We start from the raw sequence: 24652 nt of genomic DNA on the forward strand, positions 1-24652 counted from the left end.
ATGATAGGAAACCGTTACCCATGTCCCCCGACAACCGTTACCTATGTCTCCCGGCAGAACACGAAGCGATACCCATGCTGATCCGACGCCCGGCATTGATGGGTATCGCTTCGCTCCACGCCATCCTACGAAAGCTGCTTCCGGCTCAATCCGTGGCGATTGAGCTTGCGGTACAGCGTATTGCGGCTGATGCCCAACTGCTGCGCGACCCGGCTGACATGCCAGTGATGCGCTTCGAGCACCTCCAGCAGGGCGTTGCGTTCGGCAGCGCCGAGAGTGTCGCCGCCCTCCTCGCCCATTGCGACGGGAGAGGCAGCGGCAGCCGGCGTGCGGCGCAGGTCCGGTGGCAGGTCGGCCATCTGGATGCGCCCGCCTTCGCACAGCGCACAGAGCGTGCGCAGCACGTTGCGCAGCTGGCGCACGTTGCCCGGCCAGGGGAAGTCCAGCAGGTGCCGGCGCACGTCGTCGTCCAGTCGCACGCTGCGGCCCTTGCGCTCCTCGGCTAGCAGGTGATCGAGCAACTCGCCACGGTCTTCGCGCTCGCGCAACGGCGGCAGCGCAACGACCAGGCCATTGAGTCGGTAGTAGAGGTCTTCACGGAATTGCCCGGCCGCGACCAGCGCTTCCAGATCACGGTGGCTGGCGCTGATCAGGCGGATGTCCACATCCTGCGGCTCACCGCCGATAGGCACCACCTGGCGCTCTTCCAGCACGCGCAGCAGGCGGGTCTGAAGGGCCAGCGGCATGTCGCCGATTTCATCGAGGAACAGCGTGCCGCCGTCGGCCTGTTGCAGTTTGCCGCGCATGCCTTCCTTGCGCGCGCCGGTGAAGCTGCCGCCGCGATAGCCGAACAGCTCGCTCTCGATCAGGGTCTCGGGAATCGCCGCGCAGTTCAGCGCGACGAAGGTTTTGCCAGCGCGCTCGCCGCCCAGATGCACGGCGCGGGCAAAAGCTTCCTTGCCGGTACCGGTCTCACCTTGCAGCAACAGCGGAACGTCGTGGGCATACACCTTCAGCGCACGGCGGAAATCATGGGCCAGTTGCGGGTCGTCGATGCACAGCCCCTTCGCCAGCGGCGCACGCGGCAGCACCGGCGCGGCGGCGATGGGCCGTTTGCCGCGCAGCAGCGCATAGAGGGTGCGCCCGGCATGGGTGCGCAGCGGCCAGCTGGCATTGGGATGCGGGTCAGCGCGGCTGAACAGGTCGTCCAGCCGGCAATCGAAGAACTGCTCCAGCGAGCGGCCGATCAGGCTGTCCCGGCGGCTGCCGAGCAGGTTGATGGCGCTTTGATTCGCCGCGCGGATGCGCCCGTCGCCACCAAAGGCCAGCATGCCCTCACTGAACAATCCGAGGCCATCCGGCTGCAGATGGAAGCGCAGCAGCCACTGATCCTCGAAATGGCGCAGGAAGTAGCAGCTCTCGATGGCCTTGGCCGACAGGTTGACCAGCGCCATGGTGTGGAACTGGCTTTGCCGCGACACGTCGCGGCGTGCGGAAGAAACATCGAGCACCGCCAGCAGTTCGCCCTGCGGGTCGAACACCGGGCTGGCCGAGCAGGTCAGCCCGGTGTGGCGGCTACGGAAATGTTCGTCCTGGTGGATGGTCAGCGCCTGGCGCTCCACCAGGCAGGTGCCGATGCCGTTGGTGCCTTCGCGCGCCTCGCTCCAGTCGGCGCCGAGCCACAGCCCGGCCTGCTCGAAGGTGCGCCGCTCGGCGGCTTCGCTGACGCAGTTGAGGATGATCCCGCGCGAGTCGGTGAGCAGCACCGCATGGCCAGCCCCGGAGAGTTGCTGGTGCAGGCTGTTCATCTCGTCGCTGGCGATTTCCAGCACCTGGCGGTGGCGCTCGCGGACTTCGAGCATGCGCGCGTGCTCCAGCACCGCCGGCGCCATGGGTTGCGCCGGGTCGAGGTGGTACTGATCCAGGCAGCGCATCCAGGAGCGGGCGATAGAAGGGTCCGCGCCGGGGGCTCCGGCAGGGGCCTTGCCCTCGGCCACGGTCATGACCTGGCGGGCGTGGCGGCTCAAATCGTTGGCGCGCATTCTTGTTGTTCTCCGCTATGGGGTCGGGGAGGCAGCCCCGGGTTCCCACGCAAGCCTTGTAGGACCTTTCTCTTCCTACAGAAAGCGCGGGAACGCAGGACAGCATCCCCCACGCGCCGGACCAATGCAACGGCCGCCCGACCGTCAGGTCACAACTGTCACGGAAACGGGACAAAGTGTCCCGAGGCGCTGTGCCAGGGGCGTAACAGCGTGCTTTGCGGGGCAGCGCCAGCAACCCCTCCAGCCCATGCCCGGCGTGCCTTTCGCTGGCATGGCCCGTCCCTTGCTCTACGCTTGTTCAACGTCCTCCCCAACAAGCACAAGACCCAGGAGATCCGACCATGCGTTATGCCCATCCCGGTAGCGAAGGCGCCATCGTTTCGTTCAAGGCGCGCTACGGCAACTACATCGGCGGCGAATTCGTCGCGCCGGTGAAGGGTCAGTACTTCACCAATACCTCGCCGGTGAATGGCCAGCCCATCGCCGAATTTCCCCGCTCCACCGCCGAAGACATCGACAAGGCACTGGACGCCGCCCACGCCGCCGCCGATGCCTGGGGCCGCACCTCGGTGCAGGACCGCTCGCTGGTGCTGCTGAAGATCGCCGACCGCATCGAACAGAACCTGGAACTGCTGGCCGTCACCGAGACCTGGGACAACGGCAAGCCGATCCGCGAAACCCTCAACGCCGACATCCCGCTGGCCGCCGACCACTTCCGCTACTTCGCCGGCTGCATCCGCGCGCAGGAAGGCAGCGCCGCCGAGATCAATGAGAACACCGTTGCCTACCACATCCACGAGCCGCTGGGCGTGGTCGGGCAGATCATCCCGTGGAACTTCCCGCTGCTGATGGCCGCGTGGAAACTCGCGCCGGCCCTGGCCGCCGGCAACTGCGTGGTGCTCAAGCCGGCCGAGCAGACCCCGCTGGGCATCTGCGTGCTGATGGAAGTGATCGGCGACCTGCTGCCCAAGGGCGTGCTCAACGTCGTCCAGGGCTTCGGCAAGGAAGCCGGCGAAGCGCTGGCCACCAGCAAGCGCATCGCCAAGATCGCCTTCACCGGCTCCACTCCGGTGGGCTCGCACATCCTCAAGTGCGCCGCCGAGAACATCATTCCGTCCACCGTTGAACTGGGTGGCAAGAGCCCGAACATCTACTTCGAAGACATCATGCAGGCCGAGCCGACCTTCATCGAGAAGGCCGCCGAGGGCCTGGTGCTGGCCTTCTTCAACCAGGGCGAGGTGTGCACCTGCCCGTCCCGCGCGCTGGTGCAGGAGTCCATCTACCCGCAGTTCATGGACGTGGTGATGAAGAAGGTGAAGGCCATCAAGCGCGGCGACCCGCTGGACACCGACACCATGGTCGGCGCCCAGGCCTCGCAGCAGCAGTACGAGAAGATCCTCTCCTACCTCGACATCGCCCAGCAGGAAGGCGCGCAGATCCTGGTCGGCGGCTCGGTCGAGAAGCTCGAAGGCAACCTCTCCACCGGCTATTACATCCAGCCGACCCTGCTCAAGGGCAACAACAAGATGCGCGTGTTCCAGGAAGAAATCTTTGGGCCGGTGGTGGGCGTCACCACCTTCAAGGATGAAGCCGAGGCGCTGGCGATCGCCAACGACACCGAGTACGGCCTGGGCGCTGGCCTCTGGACCCGCGACATCAACCGCGCCTACCGCATGGGCCGCGGCATCAAGGCTGGCCGCGTGTGGACCAACTGCTACCACCTGTACCCGGCGCATGCCGCCTTCGGTGGCTACAAGAAATCCGGCGTGGGCCGCGAGACCCACAAGATGATGCTCGATCACTACCAGCAGACCAAGAACCTGCTGGTGAGCTACGACATCAACCCGCTGGGCTTCTTCTGAGTTACTGCTGATTCACCCGCCCGGCGCGCGCCGGGCACTCCTCACATCGATCCTTGCGCGGCCCACGGGCCGCGCTTTTTTATGCCTGGGGGAAAGGTATCGACGGGCTGCCTTGCCGTAGGAGCGGACTCCGTCCGCGATAGGTTCGCGGCGCGCCGGATGCCATCGCGGACGGAGTCCGCTCCTACGCATGCTTCAAGCAGGGCGCGAACCTGTAGGAGCGAGCTTGCTCGCGAACCCGCCCAGCCTCTGAGCTGCCGGGAAATCCGTTCGCGAGCAAGCTCGCTCCTACAGAAGAGCCTCAGCTGGCGTCGCTCCGCCACTGTCGTGGGCTCACGCCGAACCAGCGGCGGAACGCACGGGAGAACGCGCTGGTCTCGGAGTACCCCAGCAGCGGCGCCAGCTCGGAGATCGGCCGCTGCGGCTGACGCAGGTAATGCAGCGCCAGTTCGCGGCGGGTGTTTTCCACCAGTTGGCTGAAGCTCAACCCGGCCTCGCGCAGGCGCCGCTGCAGGCCGGCGGTGGTGAGTTCCAGCTGCTCGGCAATGACCTCCAGCGACGGCTCGCCCTCACACAGAGCCAGGCGAATCTGCGTGCCGGCGTCCTCCACCAGGTTCGGCGCGCCGCCCTGCTCGCCCAGGCGACGGATCACGTCCTGCACCAGGAACAGCAGGTTGGCGTCGTGGTCGGGCATCTGCCGGCCGTAGAGGTCGCGCTTGGGAATCAGCATCGAATTGCAGCCGCGCTGGAACAGCACCGGCGCGTCGAATACCCGGCCATGCTCCTGCCAGCCTTCCGGCCGCCCGTGCTCAAAGCTCACCGCGCGCGGCGCCCATTCCGGGCCGAGCGCGTGGCGCATCAGGTTCAGCGCCATCCCCAGGGTCAGCTCGGCGTCCTGGCGACGGTCGAGGATCGCGCCGTGGCGCACCTGGTAGTCGAAGCGGTAGCACTCGCCGCAATCCACCAGGCGGATCAGGGTGTCGTGCTGGTGATAGGGGAAGGCACTGGCGAAGTTCTTCAGCGCGTCTTCCAGCGTCTCCGAACACAGCCCGACGTAGCCCAGCAGGCCCAGCTCGCGGGGGCGGAACTGCTCACCGTAGCGCAGCCCGAAGTTGTCGCAGCCCGACTGTCGCGCAGCCTCCTCCAGCACCTGGCAGTAGTTGGTCAGCGCCAGGCTCAGGGTCGGATGCAGCAGGCGCTCCGGGTCGATCCCGGCGCGGCCGAAAACGCGGTCGATGTCGCCGCCCTGGTCGCCAATGAAGCGACCCAGGCCGCTGGCGGCAGCGGACAGCACGCCGATGTTACTGGCCAGTGGAAGGTTCAGGCCGGACGGGGAAAACAGAGGCTGGCTCATGTCGGTTACCGATCTTGTTATGGAGCACCCAAGGCACGTCGTTCCCGGAAAAACGGGATGAATAAACAAAGCAAATCCCGTGCCTCGCCCATAGCCCGCCCAAACAGCCAGACGCAGCGCCACGCCTGGCCTGCAGCTGCCACAGCAAGGGGCAGACAAGCGATTTCCGGCACCAGAAACGGGCACCACGCGCGCGGTGGGGCGTTGGGTAACAGCCAGTTGACCCTGCGCGGCGAAAGCCGGTTCCAGCGGTCAAGTCTTGCGCGGCAGTGCACCCCTACCATCGAGGCTCAGGAATTCGTCCACGCCCTCGCGGGCTGCCCCGAAAGAGGAATAACAACAATGAGCGCATCACAACTCAAACCGACGCTTGGCACCCTGCACCTCTGGGGGCTCGCCGTGGGCCTGGTGATCTCCGGCGAGTACTTCGGCTGGAGCTACGGCTGGGCCGCCGCCGGCACCCTGGGCTTCCTCGTCACCACGCTGATCGTCGCGGTGATGTACACCTGCTTCATCTTCAGCTACACCGAACTGACCACCGCCATCCCCCACGCCGGCGGGCCCTTCGCCTACAGCCTGCGGGCCTTCGGCAAGACCGGCGGGATGATCGCCGGCATCGCTACCCTGATCGAATTCGTCTTCGCCCCGCCAGCCATCGCCATGGCCATCGGCGCCTACCTCAACGTGCAGTTCCCCGGCCTCGATCCGAAGTGGGCGGCCACCGGCGCCTACTTCATCTTCATGACCCTGAACATCCTCGGCGTGAGCATCGCCGCCACCTTCGAACTGGTGGTGACCGTGCTGGCGGTGGCCGAGCTGCTGGTGTTCATGGGCGTGGTCGCGCCGGGCTTCAGCTTCAGCAACTTCGTGCTCAACGGCTGGGCCGGCTCGGACGTGTTCGGCTCCACCGCCATGGCCGGCATCTTCGCCGCGATCCCGTTCGCCATCTGGTTCTTCCTCGCCATCGAGGGCGCGGCCATGGCTGCCGAAGAGGCGAAAGACCCGAAACGCACCATCCCGCGCGCCTACATCGCCGGCATCCTGACCCTGGTGACCCTGGCCATCGGCGTGATGATCTTCGCTGGCGGCGTCGGCGACTGGCGTGCCCTGTCGAACATCAACGACCCGCTGCCGCAGGCGATGAAGGCGGTCGTCGGCAACAACTCCACCTGGATGCACATGCTGGTGTGGATCGGTCTGTTCGGCCTGGTGGCGAGCTTCCACGGCATCATCCTGGGCTACTCGCGGCAGTTCTTCGCCCTCGCCCGCGCCGGCTTCCTGCCGCGCAGCCTGGCGAAACTCTCGCGCTTCCAGACCCCGCACCGCGCCATCCTCGCCGGCGGCGCCGTGGGCATCGCGGCGATCTTCAGCGACGGCCTGATCAGCCTGCAGGGCATGACCCTGACCGCGGCGATGATCACCATGAGCGTGTTCGGCGCCATCGTCATGTACATCATGAGCATGCTCAGCCTGTTCAAGCTGCGCCGCAGCGAGCCGGACCTGGAGCGCAGCTTCCGCGCGCCGGGCTACCCGGTGGTGCCGGCCATCGCGCTGGTGCTGGCGCTGGTCTGCCTGGCCGCGATGCTATGGTTCAATAGCGTCATTGCCTCGGTGTTCCTGGTGCTGATGATCGGCGGCTGCTCCTGCTGCAGCATCGTCATCAGCCTCAATCGCGGCACCGACGCCTCGTTCGCCAGCCAGGGTTGAGGAGTAGCGTCATGTCCGGATTCGTCCACAGCGTCGGTGGCCAGACCTGGCGCTTCGACAGCCTGCGCGAAGTGATGGCCAAGGCCAGCCCGGCGCGCTCCGGCGACCGCCTCGCCGGGGTCGCCGCCGGCAGTGATGCCGAGCGCGTCGCCGCGCAGATGGCACTGGCCGACATCCCGCTCAAGCACTTCCTCGACGAGGCGCTGATTCCCTACGAGAGCGACGAGGTCACCCGGCTGATCATCGACACCCACGATCACCAGGCCTTCGCGCCGGTCAGCCACCTCACGGTGGGTGGTCTGCGCGACTGGCTGCTTGGCGAAACGGCCGACGAAACCAGCCTGCGCGCGCTGGCACCGGGGCTGACGCCGGAGATGGCGGCGGCAGTGTCGAAGATCATGCGCGTGCAGGACCTGGTGCTGGTCGCGCAGAAGATTCGCGTGGTCACCCGCTTCCGCAACACCCTGGGGCTGCGCGGGCGGATGTCCACGCGGCTGCAACCCAACCACCCGACGGACGACCCGGCCGGCATCGCCGCCAGCGTGCTCGACGGCCTGCTCTACGGCAACGGCGACGCCATGCTCGGCATCAACCCGGCCACCGACAGCCTGCAGTCGATCTGCACCCTGCTGGAGATGCTCGACGCCATCATCCAGCGTTACGAGATTCCCACCCAGTCCTGCGTGCTCACCCACGTCACCAGCTCCATCGAGGCGATCAACCGCGGCGCGCCGCTGGACCTGGTGTTCCAGTCCATCGCCGGCACCGAAGCGGCCAACGCCAGCTTCGGCGTGAGCCTGTCGATCTTGAAGGAAGGCTACGAGGCCGGGCTGTCGCAGGAGCGCGGCACGCTGGGCGACAACCTCATGTACTTCGAAACCGGCCAGGGCAGCGCGCTGTCGGCCAACGCCCACCACGGCGTCGACCAGCAGACCTGCGAGACCCGCGCCTACGCGGTAGCGCGGCACTTCAAGCCGTTCCTGGTGAACACCGTGGTCGGCTTCATCGGCCCGGAGTACCTGTACAACGGCAAGCAGATCATCCGTGCCGGCCTGGAAGATCACTTCTGCGCCAAGCTGCTCGGCGTGCCCATGGGCTGCGACATCTGCTACACCAACCACGCCGAAGCCGACCAGGACGACATGGACATGCTCCTGACCCTGCTGGGCGTGGCCGGCATCAACTTCATCATGGGCATCCCCGGCTCCGACGACGTGATGCTCAACTACCAGACCACCTCCTTCCACGACGCGCTCTACGTACGCCAAACCCTGGGCCTGCGACCGGCACCGGAATTCGAAGCGTGGCTGGAGCGCATGGATATCCTCCGCCAGCAGGACGGCCGCGTGCACATGGCCAGCCAGCTTCCCGGAGCCTTCCGCCACGCGCTCGCGCAACTGTCCTGAGTGGAGGAGTTTTCGATGAGCGACAGCTTCACCCCCAACCCCTGGCAGGAACTGCGCCGGCTGACCTCTGCGCGCATCGCCCTGGGCCGCGCCGGCACCAGCCTGCCGACCGGCGCGCAACTGGACTTCCAGTTCGCCCACGCCCAGGCGCGCGACGCCGTGCACCTGCCCTTCGACCGCGACGGCCTCGCCACGCAACTGGCCGAGCGCGGCCGCGATACGCTGCTACTGCACAGCGCCGCCGCCGACCGTGACACCTACCTGCAACGCCCTGATCTGGGCCGCCAGTTGAACGAGGAATCGGCGAATATCCTGCGCCGCCATGCTGACCGCCATCCCCAGGGTTACGATCTCGCCGTGGTGATTGCCGACGGTCTCTCCTCGCTGGCCGTGCAGCGCCACAGCCTGCCCTTGCTCGAACGCATGGAAGAACAGGCGCGCAACGAAGGCTGGAGCCTGTCGCCGGTCGCGCTGGTGCAACAGGGCCGGGTCGCCGTGGCCGACGAAGTGGCCCAGCTGCTGCGGGCAAAGATGGTGGTGATCCTGATCGGCGAGCGCCCCGGCCTGTCCTCACCGGACAGCCTGGGCCTGTACTTCACCTGGGCGCCGAAGGTCGGCCTGAACGACGCCTACCGCAACTGCATCTCCAACGTGCGCCTGGAGGGCCTCAGCTACGGCCTCGCCACGCACCGCCTGCTCTACCTGATGCGCGAAGCCTGCCGCCGGCAGCTATCGGGGGTGAACCTGAAGGACGAGGCGGAACTGCCAACACTGGAAGGCATCGGGCCGGGGGCGAATTTCCTGCTGACCTGAACGCCAGCTCAGACGCTTTTTTGTAGGAGCGAGCTTGCTCGCGAACAGGTTTACCGGCGACTCCATCGCTGAAGCGGCTCGCGAGCAAGCTCGCTCCTACAGATATTAATTACCGCCAGCGCATCCACGCCCTGTCACCACCCCGCAAAACTTCGCGAGCAAGATCCAGGCGCCCCTCACTCCTACGGACAGGGCAGCCCCATCTGCCAACCACACCAGATCAAACGCTCGCTTGGATTGCGCTTTCCACAATTTCTGGTGCAGCATCGGACCAATGGCTATTCGCTGGCATAGCCCCTGCATTGCCCTACCCGCCCATTCACCTCCCGCCGAGGCCCGCTTATGCGCATCGTGCAAGCCACGCTCGACCACCTCGATCTGCTCGCGCCGCTGTTCGTCAAATACCGCGAGTTCTACGGCATGCTCCCCTACCCCGAGTCCTCGCGGAAATTCCTCGAGAAGCGCCTGCGCCGCAAGGAATCGGTGATCTACCTGGCCCTGCCGGATGACGACGACAGCAAGCTGATGGGCTTCTGCCAGCTGTACCCGAGCTTCTCCTCGCTGTCGCTCAAGCGCGTGTGGATCCTCAACGACATCTATGTCGCCGAAGAGGCGCGCCGCCAGTTGGTGGCCGACCACCTGCTGCAGACCGCCCGGCAGATGGCCCGCGAAACCCAGGCCGTACGCATGCGCGTATCCACCAGCGTCAATAACGAAGTGGCGCAGAAGGTCTACGAGTCCATCGGCTTCCACGAGGACAGCGAGTTCAAGAACTACATCCTGCCGATCAGCGACGACCTCAACTGACGATCTGATTCAAGGTGCGCCCCGCCCGCTGGCATCGGCGTGCCAGGCGCACTAGAGTGCCCTCAGCGCAATTGCCGCGGCCTCCGCACGAAGGGATCCCATGCGTCATTCCCTGCTCGTTCTGCGTACAGCCTGCCTCTGCCTCGCACTCCTGGGCGCCACCGCCCAGGCCCAGACCCTGCGTGTCGCCACCCTGGAGTGGGCGCCGTACGTCGGTAGCGACCTGCCGGGTAACGGGCTGGCCAGCCGCATCCTCAACGAAGCCCTGGCACTCAACGGCGACAAGGCCGAGCTGGTATTCCTGCCCTGGCAACGGGCGCTCAACGAAACCCGCGAAGGCCGCTTCGACGCCCTGATGCCGGCGTACCTCTCGGCCGAGCGGCGGGAAGACTTCTACACCTCGATGCCGCTGCTGGATTCCCAGCTCGGCTTCTTCCGCCGCCGCGACCGGGCGCTGCCGATCGACCCACACAACCTCGACAGCCTGCGTCCCTACCGCATCGGCGTAGTGCGGGGCTACGTCAACCAGAGCGCCTTCGACGCCGCCGACTTCCTCAACAAGGACGTGGTCAGCAGCGACTGGCAGAACCTGGAAAAACTCCTGCGCGGGCGCATCGACCTGGCCGTGGTGGATCGCTACACCGGCTACCAGCTGCTCAGCCAGAACGCCCCGGCCCTGCGCGAACAGCTGGAGTTCGTCGAGCCGCCGCTGGAGGTCAAGCCGCTCTACGTGCTGGTGCCGAAGAAGCGCGCCGAAGGCCAGGCCCTGGCCGCCAGCCTCGACCGCGGCCTGCGTACCCTGCGCCGCAGTGGCCGTCTTCAGCAACTGATAGCCGAGGCACACCTGGAAAGCGCGATGAACACCCGCGAAGTCGCCGCGCATCCCTTGGCCGAACAGTTGCCGGCGACCAGCGATCCGCACGGGGCCGCCTTGACGTCCAGGACGACACCGGACCTGCTGAGCTGGCAGGCCAGCCTGCTCTGAAACGCCCTATCCGGGACTGCCCGGGGTATTTGTCACAAGGAGTTGCCGCGCTCGCAGCGACAGGATTTTCACGCAGAAGCTGTAATATCCTCCCGCGGACCTTCGTCGCAGGATTCGACGGAGCGCGCCCCCGGCAGCCCGGCCGCGCCTTATAATGGGCGGCCCGGCCGTTCACCTTGTTGTCACACAGGCTTCTCATGGAATTCAACCCGATCGATCTGATTCTCCACCTCGACACCTACCTGTCGATGGCGGTGGCCAACTATGGCACCTGGATCTACGCCATCCTCTTCCTGGTGATTTTCTGCGAGACCGGCCTGGTGGTGACCCCCTTCCTGCCGGGCGACTCCCTGCTGTTCATTGCCGGCGCCATCTGCGCCGCTGGCGGCATGGACCCCTGGCTGCTCGGCGGCCTGCTGCTGGTCGCGGCCATCACCGGCGACAGCACCAACTACGTGATCGGCCGAACACTGGGCAAGCGCCTGTTCAGCAACCCGGACTCAAAGGTCTTCCGCCGCGACTACCTGGACCAGACCCACTCCTTCTACGAGCGTCATGGCGGCAAGACCGTGACCCTGGCGCGTTTCCTGCCCATCGTGCGGACCTTCGCGCCCTTCGTCGCCGGCATGGCCTACATGCCCTACGTACGCTTCCTGTTCTTCAGCGTCGCCGGCAGCATCGCCTGGGTTGGCGGCCTGGTCACCCTGGGCTTCTTCTTCGGCAACGTGCCGTTCATCAAACAGAATCTCTCGGTGATGATCGTCGCCATCATCGCCTTCTCGCTGGTGCCCATGCTGATCGGCTTCATCCGCCACAAGATGCGCCCCTCCGCCAAGGCCCAGCCCGGCGAGCATTGATCCGCCCATGTGGTCGTTCAGCGCCTGGCGCCGCCGGCGCTTCCTAGCCCGTCACCCGCTCGACGCACAGCTGTGGGCGCAGGTGCGTCAGCATCTGCCGATCCTCGACGGCCTGAGCGAAGAGGATCTGTGCCGGCTCGGCGAACGGGCGCTGCTGTTCCTGCGCGACAAGCGCCTCTCGCCGCTGCCGGGCATCGAACTGGACGACCAGCGCCGCCTGCTGCTGGCCGCCCAGGCCGAGCTGCCACTGCTGCACCTGCCCGACCTGAACTGGTACGGCGGCTTCCACGAGCTGGTGCTGTACCCCGACGACTTCGTCAGCCCGCAGAAGCACCGCGACCCGGCGGGCGTCATGCATGAATTCGACGACGAGCGCGCCGGTGAAACGTCCCTGCAAGGCCCGGTGATCCTCGCCTGGCCCGGCGTGGAAAGCGGTGGCGGCTGGGACGCCTACAACCTGGTGATCCACGAGCTGGCGCACAAGCTCGACATGCTCAACGGCGACGCCAACGGCCTGCCGCCGCTGCACCGCGACATGCGCGTCACCGACTGGGCCAGCGCCATGCAGGCCGCCTACGACGACCTGAACCGCCAACTCGACCACGACCCGCAGGCGCACACCGCCATCGACCCGTACGCGGCCGAGAATCCGGCGGAATTCTTCGCCGTTACCAGCGAGTACTTCTTTACCGCCCCCGACCTCCTTCAGGCGGCCTATCCCAAAGTCTATGAACAGCTTTCGCTGTTCTACCGGCAAGATCCGCTCTCGCGCCTGCACCGGCTGCAGACCGAGCACCCCGAATATCAGGAAACTCCGGCGCACTAGGCGATGTCTGTGGCTTGGACACGGCAATCTGCCTATAATCCGCCGCACTTTTTCGGCCCGACCACTATCTGGAGTCGTCCATGAGCTACAGCAGCATCCCGGCTGGCAAAGACCTGCCGAACGACATTTACGTCGCCATCGAGATCCCGGCCAACCACGCGCCGATCAAGTACGAAATCGACAAGGACACCGACTGCCTGTTCGTCGACCGTTTCATGGCCACCCCCATGTTCTACCCGGCCAACTACGGCTTCATCCCGAACACCCTGGCCGACGACGGTGACCCCCTCGACGTGCTGGTCGTGACCCCCTACCCGGTCGCTCCGGGTTCGGTGATCCGCGCCCGTCCGGTCGGCGTGCTGAACATGAGCGACGAAGCCGGCGGCGACGCCAAGCTGATCGCCGTGCCGCACGACAAGCTGAGCGTGCTGTACCAGGACGTGAAGGAATACACCGACCTGCCGGCCCTGCTGCTGGAGCAGATCAAGCACTTCTTCGAGAACTACAAGGATCTCGAGAAGGGCAAGTGGGTGAAAGTCGAAGGCTGGGGCGATACCGCACAGGCTCACGACTACATCAACAAAGCCGTCGCCGCCTACCAGGCCAAGTGATGCTGGCGCGGGCTGCCCGCGCCGTGAAGAGCCCCGCCCGAGCGGGGCTTTTTTATGACTGGGATTAGGCTTTTCGTCCCGACCTTGCTACTATCTTCGCCCCCGCACGCAGCCCGCTGCGTTGCCACAGAATCAAGGCGGCCCGCCCTACCAGAAGTAAGGTTGGACCACCCCCTGAAAGCCGGCCACAAGCCGGCTTTTTTAATGCCTGCGATTCACCCCCGCGCAGCCGGCACAATCCCCCGCCAGACCGCTCGCCGGCCAATGCGCCGTTGTCACGGGCCAGGCATAAGATCGGAGCTAGTCCCCCGCCGGTCTCGCCGTCATGAAGCACTCGTCATCGCTCCTGCTCGCCCTGCTGCTGACAGCGCCTGCGCTTGCCCATGCGCAAGCGGCCGACTGGAAGCTCGCCAAGGACGAAGATGGCGTGAAGGTCTACCTGAGCCAGGTGCCCGGCTCGCGCTACAAGAGCTTCCGAGGCGTGACACTGGTAAAGGCCGACGTCGCCACGCTCGGCCACCTGCAGGAGAACCTGCGCGTCTCCTGCGCCTGGCTCTATGCCTGCGCGCAGATGCGCCTGCTCAAGTACAGCGACGAAGCCATCTGGGTCTACCTCGACACCAAACTGCCCTGGCCCGCCGCACCGCGCGACCTGGTGCTGAAGGTGAGCACCGAGGAAACCCCCGACGGCGGCATGGTCCGCCACCTGCAGGCGGCGCCGAACTACATCCCGCCGGTGAAGGACCGCATCCGCGTGCCCAGCGTGTCCGGCACCTGGCAGATGGTCCCCAAGGGCCCGAAGCTAACCGAAGTCACCTACGAGATGCGCGGCGAACCCGGCGGCAGCGTGCCGTCCTGGCTGGCGAACCAGTTCGTGGTGGATGCGCCATTCGAGTCGCTGCGCATGCTCAAGCTGGTGGCGGAACACCAGGGCGTCCGGGACAGCGGCTACTAGGGCAGCCCGCCCGGAAGTGCTGTCGGCGGCACTGGCACAGGTGCCTGCAGCGTGACCGAAGATTTGCCCGCAATGCCCGTCTCTGCTAGTGTCCCGAGGTTTCCGAATACCCCCGCCGAGATGTCCGCATGGCCCGCAAGAAAGCTTCCCTCGACTTCGAACAGTCCCTCGCCGAGCTGCAAACGCTGGTGGAGCGCCTGGAAAGCGGCGAGTTGTCGCTGGAGGACTCGCTGGGGGCCTTCGAGCAGGGCATCCGCCTGACCCGTGAATGCCAGGGAGCACTGACCCAGGCGGAGCAGAAGGTGCAGATCCTGCTGGAACGCGACGGCGAACTGAGCGAAGCGCCCTTCGATCCGGAAGGCGAAGACGCATGATCGCCGCGTACCAGGCGCGCTGTACGGCGCGTGTCGATGCTGCGCTGGAAAAACTCTTCGTCGCTCCCCGTGAAGAACTCACCCGTCTCTATGCCGCCATGCGCTACAGCGTGGTCAACGGTGGCAAGCGCGTACGCCCGCTGCTCGCCTACGCGGCCTGCGAAGCCTTGGGTGGCGAGGCCGGGCGTGCCGATGGCGCGGCCTGCGCGGTAGAGCTGATCCACGCCTATTCCCTGGTGCACGATGACCTGCCGGCGATGGACGACGACGCACTGCGCCGTGGCCAGCCGACCACCCACATCGCCTTCGACGAAGCCTGTGCGATCCTCGCCGGCGACGGCCTGCAGGCGCTGGCGTTCGAGGTGATCGGTAACGCCCAGCTCAATCCACAGGATACCCAGACCCGTCTGGACATGCTGCTGGCCCTGACCCGCGCGGCCGGTTCTGCCGGCATGGTCGGCGGGCAGGCTATCGACCTGGAATCCGTGGGCCGCAAGATCGACCAGGCGGCGCTGGAAACCATGCACCGGCACAAGACCGGCGCGCTGATCGAAGCCAGCGTGCAGCTCGGCGCCCTGGCCAGCGGCCGCGCCGACAGCGCTGCGCTGGAGGCCCTGCGCCGCTACGCCGAGGCCGTGGGCCTGGCGTTCCAGGTGCAGGACGACATCCTCGACGTGGAAAGCGACACCGCCACCCTCGGCAAGACCCAGGGCAAGGACCAGGCCCACGACAAACCGACCTACCCCGCCCTGCTCGGCCTCGACGCCGCCAAGGCCTACGCCCTGGCCCTGCGCGACCAGGCACTGGCCGCGCTGGAAGGCTTCGGCGACAACGCCGAGCCGCTGCGCGCCCTGGCCCGCTATATCGTCGAACGCCGCCACTGATTCCTCGGCACGCGCGTTGCGTGTGCAAATCACGTGAGTCGCCCATTGCGATGACCGCTTGCCGGTGCTTCACTGCATTACAGGGATTTCGTATACCATATCCGACACCAGCCAACTGACCGGACTGCATCGTGCCGCTACGCAACGCTCCCAATCTGGGTATCGTCCCCTCCGCTTCGGAGACCATCGCCAAGCACCTGCGCGAGGCGATCATTTCCGGCCAGCTGGCGGAGCACGAGCCGATTCGCCAGGACGACATCGCGCAGATCTTCAACGTCAGCAAGATCCCCGTGCGCGAGGCGCTCAAGCGCCTGGAGGCCGAGGGCCTGGTGGAGTTCCAGCGCAACAAGGGTGCGCTGGTAACGAAGATTTCCGAACCGGAACTGGCGCAGATGTTCGAGGTGCGCGTGGTCCTCGAGGTTCAGGCGCTGCGCCTGGCGATTCCGAACATGGGCGCCCAAACCTTTGCCCGCGCCGAGAGCATCTGTGCCGAGTTCGTCGGCGAGGATGACATCGGCCGCTGGGCCGAATTGAACTGGGCACTGCACGCCTGCCTCTACGAGCCGGCGCAGCGGCCGTACCTGGTCGGGCTGATCCGCTCGATCCATGACAAGGTCGAACGCTACCTGCGCCTGCAGATGAGCATGTCCGACGGCAAGGAACGCGCCGACCACGAGCACCACGACATCCTCGAAGCCTGCCGCGCCGGCGACGCCGACCGCGCCGCGCAACTGCTGGAAGAACACATCAACGGCGTCTGCCGCACGCTCTACGAACACCTGCCGAACCGTCCCACGCCGAGCTGATCGACCAGCGTCGCTGTGCCGATTTCATCATCGGCCCGGCGGAAAACCCTCAAGCCCCATTCCCCGCTCCGCGCCACCCTAGGGTCAACCACAAGACACCCCAGGGGGCAGCATGAAACGCATCCAGGTTCTCGATTCCCACACCGGCGGCGAACCCACGCGCCTGGTGCTCGAAGGCTTTCCCGATCTGGGCAAGGGCAGCATGGCCGAGCGCCGCGCGCTGCTGGCCAGCGAGCACGACAGCTGGCGTGCCGCGACCGTGCTGGAGCCGCGCGGCAGCGACGTGCTGGTCGGCGCGCTGCTCTGCGAGCCGGTGGACCCGAGCGCCTGCGCCGGGGTGATCTTCTTCAACAACACCGGCTACCTGGGCATGTGCGGCCACGGCACCATCGGCCTGGTGGTCTCGCTGGCGCACCTGGGTCGCATCGGCGCCGGCACGCACAAGATCGAAACGCCAGTGGGCACCGTCGAAGCCACCCTTCATGACGACCGCTCGGTGAGCGTGCGCAACGTCCCCTCCTACCGTTACCGCAAACAGGTGCCGGTGGAAGTGCCCGGCCACGGCCTGGTGCACGGCGACATCGCCTGGGGCGGCAACTGGTTCTTCCTGATGGCCGATCACGGCCTGCGCGTCGCCGGCGACAACCTCGATGAGCTGACCGCCTACACCGTCGCCGTGCAGAAGGCGCTGGAAGACCAGGGCATCCGTGGCGAAGACGGCGGGCTGATCGACCACATCGAACTGTTCGCCGACGATCCCGAAGCGGACAGCCGCAACTACGTGCTCTGCCCCGGCAAGGCCTACGATCGCTCGCCCTGCGGCACCGGCACCAGCGCCAAGCTGGCGTGCCTGGCCGCTGACGGCAAGCTCGCCGCTGGCGACGCCTGGCACCAGGCCAGCGTGATCGGCAGCCAGTTCGAGGGCCGCTTCGAGTGGGCCGGCGAGCCGGCCGAAGGGCGCATCATCCCGACCATCCGTGGCCGCGCCAACATCAGCGCCGAGGCCACCTTGCTGCTGGAAGAGGACGATCCCTTCGCCTGGGGCATCCGCCCGTGAGCGACGCGGACATCATCGTCATCGGCGCCGGCATAGTCGGCGCCGCCTGCGCCCACGCCCTCGCCCGCCGCGGGCTGGACGTACTGGTGCTGGACGCGCGCCTGCCCGGCGCCACCGCCGTCGGCATGGGCCACCTGCTGGTGCTCGACGACAACGCCGCCGAACTGGCCTTGAGCAATTACTCGCTGCAACGCTGGCGCGAATGGGGCCACGACATGCCCGCCGAGTGCGCCTACCGCAGCAACGGCACGATGTGGCTGGCGGCCAACGACGAAGAGATGGCCGAAGCCGAGCGCAAGTTCGCCGTGCTGCGCGAGCACGGTATCGCCGCAAAGCTGTTGAACAATGTCGAGTTGCTGCGCGAGGAACCCGAGCTGCGCAGTGACCTGCACGGCGGGCTGGAGATCACCGGCGACGGCATTCTCTACGCGCCGCGCGCCGCCGCCTGGCTGCTGGAATCGGCGCTGAAGCCGATTCGCCAGCTTCAGGCCAAGGTGGTGGAAATCGACGAACCCCGCGTGCGCCTGGACAACGGCCAGTGGCTCAGCGCCAAGGCCGTGGTGCTGGCCAACGGCATCCAGGCCGGCGAGCTGTGCCCTGGCCTGCCCATCGAGCCGAAGAAGGGCCATCTGCTGATCACCGACCGGTACCCCGGCAAGGTGCGCCGCACCCTGGTCGAGCTGGGCTACGTGACCAGCGCGCACAACGCCAGCGGCCCGTCGGTGGCCTGCAACATCCAGCCGCGCCCCACCGGCCAGCTGTTCATCGGCGCCTCGCGGCAGTTCGGCACCACCGACCCACAGGTGGAAGGCTGGATGCTGGCGAAGATGCTGCGCCGCGCCGTGGACTACATGCCCGGCCTGGCCAACCTCAACGTGATCCGCAGCTGGGCCGGCTTCCGCGCCGCCAGCCCCGACGGCATGCCACTGGTGGGCGAACACCCGCAGCGCCCCGGCCTGTGGCTCGCCGTCGGCCATGAGGGCCTGGGTGTGACCACCGCGCCGGGCACCGCCGACCTGCTCGCCGCGCAGCTGTGCGATGAGCCGCTGCCGCTGCCGGCCGAACCCTATTCCCCGCGCCGCTTCCTCGGAGCCAAAGCCCATGCCTGAGCTGATCCTCGACGGCCGCCCGCTGAGCGTCGCCGCCGGCACCACGGTCGCCGCCGCGCTCGCCCTGGGCGGCGACGGCACCACGCGCACCTCGGTCAGCGGCCAGCGTCGCGCGCCACTGTGCGGCATGGGCGTCTGCCAGGAATGCCGCGTGAGCATCGACGGCCAGCGTCGCCTGGCCTGCCAGACCCTGTGCCGTGACGGCATGCAGGTGGAGACCCGCCCATGAACGCTGCGGCCGATATCGTCATCCTCGGCGCCGGCCCGGCCGGGCTGTCCGCCGCCCTCGCCGCCGCGCCGAGCGGCGCCAGCATCGTCATCCTCGACGACAACCCGCTGCCCGGCGGGCAAATCTGGCGCGACGGCCCGAATGCCCACCTGCCGCGTGCCGCCCTCGAACTGCGCGAGCAGGTTGCCGCCTGCGCCAATATCAAGATTCACAACGGCACCCGCGTGGTCGCGCTGGCCGGCGAGCGCGGCCTGTTGCTGGAAGACTTCGAGCACGGCTGGCGGCTGGACTATCGCAAACTGATCCTCTGCACCGGCGCCCGCGAACTGCTGCTGCCCTTCCCCGGCTGGACGCTGCCCGGTGTTACCGGCGCGGGCGGTTTGCAGGCGCTGGTCAAAGGCGGCATGCCGGTCGATGGCCAGCGCGTGGTGATCGCCGGTAGCGGCCCGCTGCTGCTCGCCAGCGCTGCCACCGCCCGAGCCAATGGCGCGAAGATTCTGCGGATTGCCGAGCAGGCGTCCTGGCCGGCAATCACGCGTTTCGCCCTGAAGCTACCGTGCTGGCCGAACAAGCTGTTGCAGTCCTTCGGCCTGTACGACCCGGGCTACCGCGCCGACAGCCATGTGGTCGCCGCCCTGGGTAACGATCACCTGGAGGGCGTACGAATCCGCCAGGGTGGCAAGCTGAAGGAAATCGCCTGCGACCGGCTGGCCTGCGGCTTTGGTCTGATCCCCAACGTGCAGCTCGGCCAGGCGCTGGGGTGCGCACTGGACGATGGCGCGATCCGCGTCGATGCCTGGCAGGCGACCACCTGCGAAGGCGTCTACGCGGCGGGTGAATGCACCGGCTTCGGCGGCTCGGAGAAAGCCCTGGTGGAAGGCCGCATCGCTGGCCACGCCGCAGTGGGTGAGCACGACCGCGCCCGTGATTTCTGGTCGCAGCGCCAGCGCTGGCAGGGCTTCGCCGCTGCTCTGAAGCGCGACTTCGCCCTCGACCCGCGCCTGAACCAGTTGGCCCAGCCGGACACCCTCGTCTGTCGCTGCGAAGACGTGCCCTACTCGGTGCTCGCCGGCAAACCCGACTGGACCGCCGCCAAGCTCGCCAGCCGTTGCGGCATGGGCGCCTGCCAGGGCCGTGTGTGCGGTGCGGCGGCGAAACAGCTGTTCGGCTGGCAACCGCCGGCCCCGCGCCCGCCCTTCAGCCCGGCGCGGGTGGAAACCCTGTTGCAGCTCGCCGAAGACTGAAGGATGGCGGATAACGCTTGAGGCGTTATGCGCCCTACGTCCGCCTCACGCACCGCCCTCGTAGGGCGCATAAAGCGGCACGCTTTATCCGCCGTCTCCTCTGCCGAACACCGGGTGACGGCGGATAACGCCAAAGGCGCTATCCGCTCTATGAGTTGACAGCGCCCCGCCACCCCGCCACTTTGCACCGAACCTTCCGCCATGTTCCGACAGCCGACCCGCTTCCCGATGCACGACCTGATCCCCCAGGGCGCCCGCGACCTGGACAGCCTGCTGCAGACTTTCCAGCAGATAGCCCCGCTGCTCGATGCCATGCCCGGCGTAGTGTTCTTCATCAAGGACACCGCGGCGCGCTACGTGCTGGTCAACCAGACCCTGGCGCGGCGCTGCGGCGTGCAGGACGCCAGCGAGCTGCTCGGACGCACCGCCGAGGAAGTCTTCCCCTCACGCTTCGGCCCGGTCTACACCGAGCAGGACCGCCGCGTGCTGGAAACCGGCGGCCAGCTCAGCGACCAGCTGGAGCTTCACCTCTACCCCGGCCGTCTGCCCGGCTGGTGCCTGACCCACAAGCTGGCGCTGCGCGATGCGGCCGGCGCGGTGATCGGCATGGCGGGGATTTCCAGCGACCTGCAGGCGGCGCAATCCACGCACCCGGCGTACCAGCGCCTGGCGGCGGTGGACGCCTATATCCGCGAGCACTTCGACAAGCCGATCAACCTCGGCGAGCTCACCGAGCTGGCCGGGCTGTCCGTCGCCCAGCTGGAGCGCCACTGCAAGCGCATCTTCCAGCTCACCCCACGGCAGATGATCCACAAGGCGCGCCTGGGCGCCGCCACCCGCCTGCTGGGTGAAGACCTGCCGATCACCGAGATCGCCCTGCGCTGCGGCTACACCGACCACAGCGCCTTCAGCCGGCAGTTCCGCGCGCTCACCGGGCTGTCGCCGACGCAGTATCGCGAGTCGCAGTCCGCACCCCACTGATAACGAAGCACCCTTAGGGCGGATAACGCCTACGGCGTTATCCGCCGTCAGACCCGTCGCGGAGATGGCGGATAAAGCGTGCCGCTTTATGCGCCCTACGGGGCTGACATGCCTACAGGTTGGCCTGCTGCGGATGTCGACCTGGCGTAGGAGCGGACTCCGTCCGCGATCGGTATCCGCCACGCAAGTGCATCGCGGATAAATTCGCTCCTACGCTCCTACAGGAAAGCGCGGCCCAGCCAAGTGCTCCCATAAGGGGCAGCGGAACACCTTCCTGCTTCATTTCGTAACAGCGTCCAGAAGCCGCCTACAGTTAATTCGGAAGGCTCCCAGCCACCAATCCCCTAAACACCGAGCTCTGCGACCCATGGGTCACACCCAGGTGGTTTTGGCACATGCCTTGCTCTAAGAAATATCGTATACGAAATCCATAATACAAAAACTGCTGCACAACACTGACTCAGAGAGGCCCTCATGAAATTCACCCGAATTGCTCTAGCCCTCACCGCTGTGTTTCTCGCCGGCCAGGCCCAGGCCGACAAGCTCGACGACATCATCGAATCCGGCAAGCTGCGTTGCGCCGTGACCCTGGACTTCCCCCCCATGGGTTCGCGCGATGCGCAGAACAACCCGGTCGGCTTCGACGTGGACTACTGCAATGACCTGGCGAAGGTGCTGGGCGTGACCGCCGAAGTCGTCGAGACGCCGTTCCCCGATCGTATCCCCGCGCTGGTGTCCGGCCGTGCCGACGTGATCGTCGCTTCCACCTCCGACACCCTGGAGCGCGCCAAGACGGTCGCCATGACCATCCCCTACTTCGCCTTCCAGATGGTGGTGCTGACCCGCGACGACACCGGCATCACCAAGTACGAAGACATCAAGGACCGCCCGGTGGGCAACACCAGCGGCACCTATGAAGCCATCGCCCTGGAAAAAGACGTGAAGAAATGGGGCGGCAAGGGCTCCTTCCGCGCCTACCAGAGCCAGAACGACACCATCCTCGCGGTCGCCCAGGGCCACATCGACGCCACCGTGGTCACCAACACCGTCGCCGCCTCCACCCTCAAGTCCGGCAAGTACAAGGGCCTGAAGGTCGTCGGTAACGCGCCCTACGTGATCGACTACGTGTCGCTGGCTGCCGCACGCAACGAGTACGGCCTGATCCACTACCTCAACCTCTTCGTCAACCAGCAGGTCCGCACCGGCCGCTACGCCGAGCTGTACGAGAAGTGGGTCGGCGGCACCCCGGTCGATCTCACCGTTCCCAACGTGTACTACTGACGGCGGGCGCGACATGTCTTCGATGCAGGCTTCACGGGTGCGGGACGCCAGCCTTACCGGGCGGGTCCTGATGGGGGGTAGCGCCGAAGGGGCGCTACTCCATGCCGACACCGGGCTGAGCTTCTGGGGTGGCGTCGAGCCCTTCAGCGGCGAGGTCATCGACCGCCACCATCCGCTTTCGGGCAGCTTCCTGCCCGGCCGGGTGCTGGCGATTCCCAGCGGACGCGGCTCCTGCACCGGCAGCAGCGTGATGCTGGAGATTCTGCTCAACGGCCACGCGCCGGCAGCCCTGCTGCTGGCCGAGCCGGACGAAATCCTCACCCTCGGCGTGCTGGTGGCACAGGCGTTGTTCGGCCGCTCCATTCCGGTGCTGTGCCTGGGGCAAGAAGGTTTCGAGCAGTTGTCCGCGGGCGGCTGGGCCCGCATCGAAGACGGTCAGGTCACACTCACGGCCGAACGCCCTGCCGATGGCTGGCAGGGCGTGATGGCCAGCGATGCCGGCCCGCTGCCGGAAGGCCTGGCACTCAATGCCGGCGACCATGCACTGCTCGACGGCAAGCACGGCAAGGCCGCCCAGGCCGCCATGCAGATCGTCCTGCGCATGGCCGCGCTGCAAGGCGCGAAAGACCTGCTCGATGTCGCCCAGGCGCACATCGACGGTTGCATCTATACCGGCCCCGCGAGTCTGCGCTTCGCCCGCCAGCTGGCGGACTGGGGCGGCCAGGTGAAGGTGCCGACCACCCTCAATTCCATCTCCGTGGACCACCGTCGCTGGCGCGAACTGGGGGTCGACAAGGCCTTCGGCGAACCCGCCGCCGCGCTGGGCGATGCCTACATGGAGATGGGTGCGCAGATGAGTTACACCTGCGCGCCCTACCTGCTGGACAGCAAGCCGAGCCTCGGCGAACAGGTGGTCTGGGCCGAGTCCAACGCCGTGGTGTACGCCAACAGCGTGCTCGGCGCGCGCACCCTGAAATACCCGGACTACCTCGACATCTGCATCGCCCTCACCGGCCGCGCGCCGAACGTCGGCAGCCACCGCGACGAAGGCCGGCTGGCCACGCTGCGGATCGATGTCGAACTGCCGGCCGAACACGACGAATCGATCTTCCCGCTGCTCGGCTACCACATCGGCGAGCTGTGCGGCTCGCGCATCCCGGTGGTCGACGGCCTGCTGCCGCTGGCCCCAGACAGCGACGCCCTGAAAGCCTTCGGCGCAGCCTTCGCCACCACCTCCGCTGCGCCGATGTTCCACATCGCCGGTGTCACCCCGGAAGCACCGGACGTGGCTACCCCCCTGGGCGGCAAGGCACCTCTGCAACACCTGCGAATCACCCCGGCGGACCTGGTCGCATCGTGGCGCGAACTGGACCACGCCAGCGAGCCGACCGTGCAGTTGGTCTCGCTGGGCAACCCGCACTTCTCCGCCAGCGAATGCGCGGCCCTGGCCAAACTGGTCGCCGGGCGCCGCAAGCATCCGGGCGTCGCGCTGGTCGTCGCCCTCGGCCGCGCCGTGCAGGAAAAGGCCCGCGCCGCCGGTGACGTGAAGGTGCTGGAAGACTTCGGCGCGCAACTGCTCAACGACACCTGCTGGTGCATGATCGGCGAGCCGGTGATCCCGCCACAGTGCACCACGCTGATGACCAACTCGGCGAAGTACGCCCACTACGGTCCGGGCCTGGCCGGGCGCCAGGTGCATTTCGGCAGCCTGGCCGCCTGCGTCGAGGCAGCCTGCAGCGCTCGCGCTGACGGCGGTGTGCCGCGCTGGCTGAGCGAGGGGGTACGCTGATGTTCAACTACAGCTTCCACTGGCGTTCTGCGTTCAAGGCCCTGCCGGACATGCTCGGCGGCGCCTGGGTGACCCTGGAAACAGCCGCCCTGTCGATGGTCCTGGGCGTGCTCATTGCCCTGCTGCTTACAGTCATGCGGCAGATGAAGAACCCGCTGCTCAAAGGCTTCGCCGACACCTGGGTATCCATCGCACGCAACACCCCGTCGCTGTTCCAGATCTACATCCTGTACTTCGGCCTGGGCTCCTTCGGCCTGCACGTCAGCTCCTGGGTAGCGCTGCTGGCGGGGATCACCTTCAACAACGCCGGCTACCTGGCGGAGAACTTCCGCGGCGGCCTCAAGGCCGTGCCGGACACCCAGATGCGCGCCGCGCGCTCGCTGGGCATGAGCGCCTTCCAGGCGTACCGGATGATCATCGTTCCGCAGCTGCTGCGCATCGTCTATTACCCGCTGACGAACCAGATGGTCTGGGCGGTGCTGATGACTTCGCTGGGCGTGGTGGTGGGCCTGAACAACGACCTCACCGGCGTGACCCAGGACTTCAACGTGCGCACCTTCCGCACCTTCGAGTACTTCGCCCTGGCCGCGGTGCTCTATTACATCATCGCCAAGGTCATCGTGGCGGTCGCCCGCCTGTTGAGCTGGCGACTGTTCCGCTACTAGGAGAAGCA

23 protein-coding genes are annotated in these 24652 nt (G+C 66.8%); 21 read left to right on the top strand and 2 right to left on the bottom strand.

Annotated elements, in window-relative coordinates; all coding sequences use genetic code 11:
* Window positions 1–125 precede the first annotated feature (125 nt).
* Complete coding sequence (locus CTR55_RS22395; protein ID WP_296289482.1) at window positions 126–2042, bottom strand: sigma-54-dependent Fis family transcriptional regulator; 1917 nt, start codon at window positions 2040–2042, stop codon at window positions 126–128.
* Window positions 2043–2383: 341 nt separating this feature from the next.
* Between CTR55_RS22395 and CTR55_RS22400 the strand changes: the two genes are divergently transcribed.
* Window positions 2384–3904 (top strand): aldehyde dehydrogenase family protein, encoded by a 1521-nt coding sequence (locus CTR55_RS22400; RefSeq protein ID WP_296289485.1) that lies wholly within the window; start codon window positions 2384–2386, stop codon window positions 3902–3904.
* Between the two features lie 301 nt (window positions 3905–4205).
* On the opposite strand, the gene CTR55_RS22405 is transcribed toward CTR55_RS22400, so the two are convergent.
* Window positions 4206–5258 (bottom strand): AraC family transcriptional regulator, encoded by a 1053-nt coding sequence (locus CTR55_RS22405; RefSeq protein ID WP_296289487.1) that lies wholly within the window; start codon window positions 5256–5258, stop codon window positions 4206–4208.
* A gap of 342 nt (window positions 5259–5600) precedes the next feature.
* On the opposite strand from CTR55_RS22405, the gene eat reads away from it, so the two are divergent.
* From eat to CTR55_RS22505, 20 genes are all read left to right on the top strand, one after another.
* Window positions 5601–6965 carry an ethanolamine permease gene (eat, locus tag CTR55_RS22410; RefSeq protein ID WP_296289488.1) on the top strand — a complete coding sequence of 455 codons (1365 nt, stop codon included), beginning with the start codon at window positions 5601–5603 and terminating at the stop codon, window positions 6963–6965.
* Window positions 6966–6976: 11 nt separating this feature from the next.
* Window positions 6977–8371: an ethanolamine ammonia-lyase subunit EutB gene (locus CTR55_RS22415; RefSeq protein ID WP_296289490.1), complete on the top strand. Its 1395-nt coding sequence runs from the start codon at window positions 6977–6979 to the stop codon at window positions 8369–8371.
* A gap of 15 nt (window positions 8372–8386) precedes the next feature.
* Window positions 8387–9184: an ethanolamine ammonia-lyase subunit EutC gene (eutC, locus tag CTR55_RS22420; RefSeq protein ID WP_296289493.1), complete on the top strand. Its 798-nt coding sequence runs from the start codon at window positions 8387–8389 to the stop codon at window positions 9182–9184.
* 342 nt (window positions 9185–9526) lie between these two features.
* Complete coding sequence (locus tag CTR55_RS22425) at window positions 9527–9991, top strand: N-acetyltransferase (protein WP_296289495.1); 465 nt, start codon at window positions 9527–9529, stop codon at window positions 9989–9991.
* A 100-nt stretch (window positions 9992–10091) separates the two neighbouring features.
* Complete coding sequence (locus CTR55_RS22430) at window positions 10092–10976, top strand: transporter substrate-binding domain-containing protein (protein ID WP_363711586.1); 885 nt, start codon at window positions 10092–10094, stop codon at window positions 10974–10976.
* 197 nt (window positions 10977–11173) lie between these two features.
* Window positions 11174–11833 (top strand): DedA family protein, encoded by a 660-nt coding sequence (locus tag CTR55_RS22435; RefSeq protein ID WP_296289497.1) that lies wholly within the window; start codon window positions 11174–11176, stop codon window positions 11831–11833.
* Window positions 11834–11840: 7 nt separating this feature from the next.
* Window positions 11841–12659 (top strand): M90 family metallopeptidase, encoded by an 819-nt coding sequence (locus tag CTR55_RS22440; RefSeq protein ID WP_296289499.1) that lies wholly within the window; start codon window positions 11841–11843, stop codon window positions 12657–12659.
* A gap of 80 nt (window positions 12660–12739) precedes the next feature.
* The gene (gene ppa / locus CTR55_RS22445; protein WP_296289501.1) at window positions 12740–13270 is read left to right on the top strand and encodes an inorganic diphosphatase; all 531 of its coding nucleotides are present in this window, start codon (window positions 12740–12742) and stop codon (window positions 13268–13270) included.
* A gap of 325 nt (window positions 13271–13595) precedes the next feature.
* Window positions 13596–14225 (top strand): START domain-containing protein, encoded by a 630-nt coding sequence (locus CTR55_RS22450; protein WP_296289503.1) that lies wholly within the window; start codon window positions 13596–13598, stop codon window positions 14223–14225.
* A gap of 128 nt (window positions 14226–14353) precedes the next feature.
* A complete protein-coding gene (locus tag CTR55_RS22455) occupies window positions 14354–14599 on the top strand; it encodes an exodeoxyribonuclease VII small subunit (protein ID WP_296289505.1) in 246 nt (81 codons plus the stop codon).
* The gene (ispA, locus tag CTR55_RS22460) at window positions 14596–15483 is read left to right on the top strand and encodes a (2E,6E)-farnesyl diphosphate synthase (protein WP_296289506.1); all 888 of its coding nucleotides are present in this window, start codon (window positions 14596–14598) and stop codon (window positions 15481–15483) included. The genes CTR55_RS22455 and ispA overlap by 4 nt, the downstream gene beginning before the upstream one ends.
* 131 nt (window positions 15484–15614) lie before the next feature.
* Window positions 15615–16289: a GntR family transcriptional regulator gene (locus tag CTR55_RS22465; RefSeq protein ID WP_296289507.1), complete on the top strand. Its 675-nt coding sequence runs from the start codon at window positions 15615–15617 to the stop codon at window positions 16287–16289.
* Between the two features lie 112 nt (window positions 16290–16401).
* Complete coding sequence (locus tag CTR55_RS22470) at window positions 16402–17346, top strand: 4-hydroxyproline epimerase (protein ID WP_296289508.1); 945 nt, start codon at window positions 16402–16404, stop codon at window positions 17344–17346.
* Window positions 17343–18455 (top strand): FAD-dependent oxidoreductase, encoded by a 1113-nt coding sequence (locus CTR55_RS22475; RefSeq protein WP_296289510.1) that lies wholly within the window; start codon window positions 17343–17345, stop codon window positions 18453–18455. Before CTR55_RS22470 ends, CTR55_RS22475 begins: the two co-directional genes overlap by 4 nt.
* Entirely contained in the window at window positions 18448–18684 is a 237-nt protein-coding gene (locus CTR55_RS22480; protein WP_296289511.1) for a 2Fe-2S iron-sulfur cluster-binding protein, read from the top strand. The genes CTR55_RS22475 and CTR55_RS22480 overlap by 8 nt, the downstream gene beginning before the upstream one ends.
* Window positions 18681–19928: an FAD/NAD(P)-binding oxidoreductase gene (locus CTR55_RS22485; protein WP_296289512.1), complete on the top strand. Its 1248-nt coding sequence runs from the start codon at window positions 18681–18683 to the stop codon at window positions 19926–19928. The genes CTR55_RS22480 and CTR55_RS22485 overlap by 4 nt, the downstream gene beginning before the upstream one ends.
* A gap of 201 nt (window positions 19929–20129) precedes the next feature.
* Window positions 20130–20909 (top strand): AraC family transcriptional regulator, encoded by a 780-nt coding sequence (locus CTR55_RS22490; RefSeq protein WP_296289514.1) that lies wholly within the window; start codon window positions 20130–20132, stop codon window positions 20907–20909.
* Window positions 20910–21383: 474 nt separating this feature from the next.
* Window positions 21384–22190 carry a transporter substrate-binding domain-containing protein gene (locus CTR55_RS22495; protein ID WP_296289516.1) on the top strand — a complete coding sequence of 269 codons (807 nt, stop codon included), beginning with the start codon at window positions 21384–21386 and terminating at the stop codon, window positions 22188–22190.
* 22 nt (window positions 22191–22212) lie between these two features.
* A complete protein-coding gene (locus CTR55_RS22500; RefSeq protein WP_296290351.1) occupies window positions 22213–23979 on the top strand; it encodes an aconitase family protein in 1767 nt (588 codons plus the stop codon).
* Window positions 23979–24644, top strand: a complete 666-nt coding sequence (locus CTR55_RS22505) for an amino acid ABC transporter permease (protein ID WP_296289518.1) — start codon at window positions 23979–23981, stop codon at window positions 24642–24644. Before CTR55_RS22500 ends, CTR55_RS22505 begins: the two co-directional genes overlap by 1 nt.
* Window positions 24645–24652 lie beyond the last annotated feature (8 nt).

This window comes from Pseudomonas sp. (assembly GCF_002796985.1).
Lineage (GTDB): Bacteria > Pseudomonadota > Gammaproteobacteria > Pseudomonadales > Pseudomonadaceae > Pseudomonas.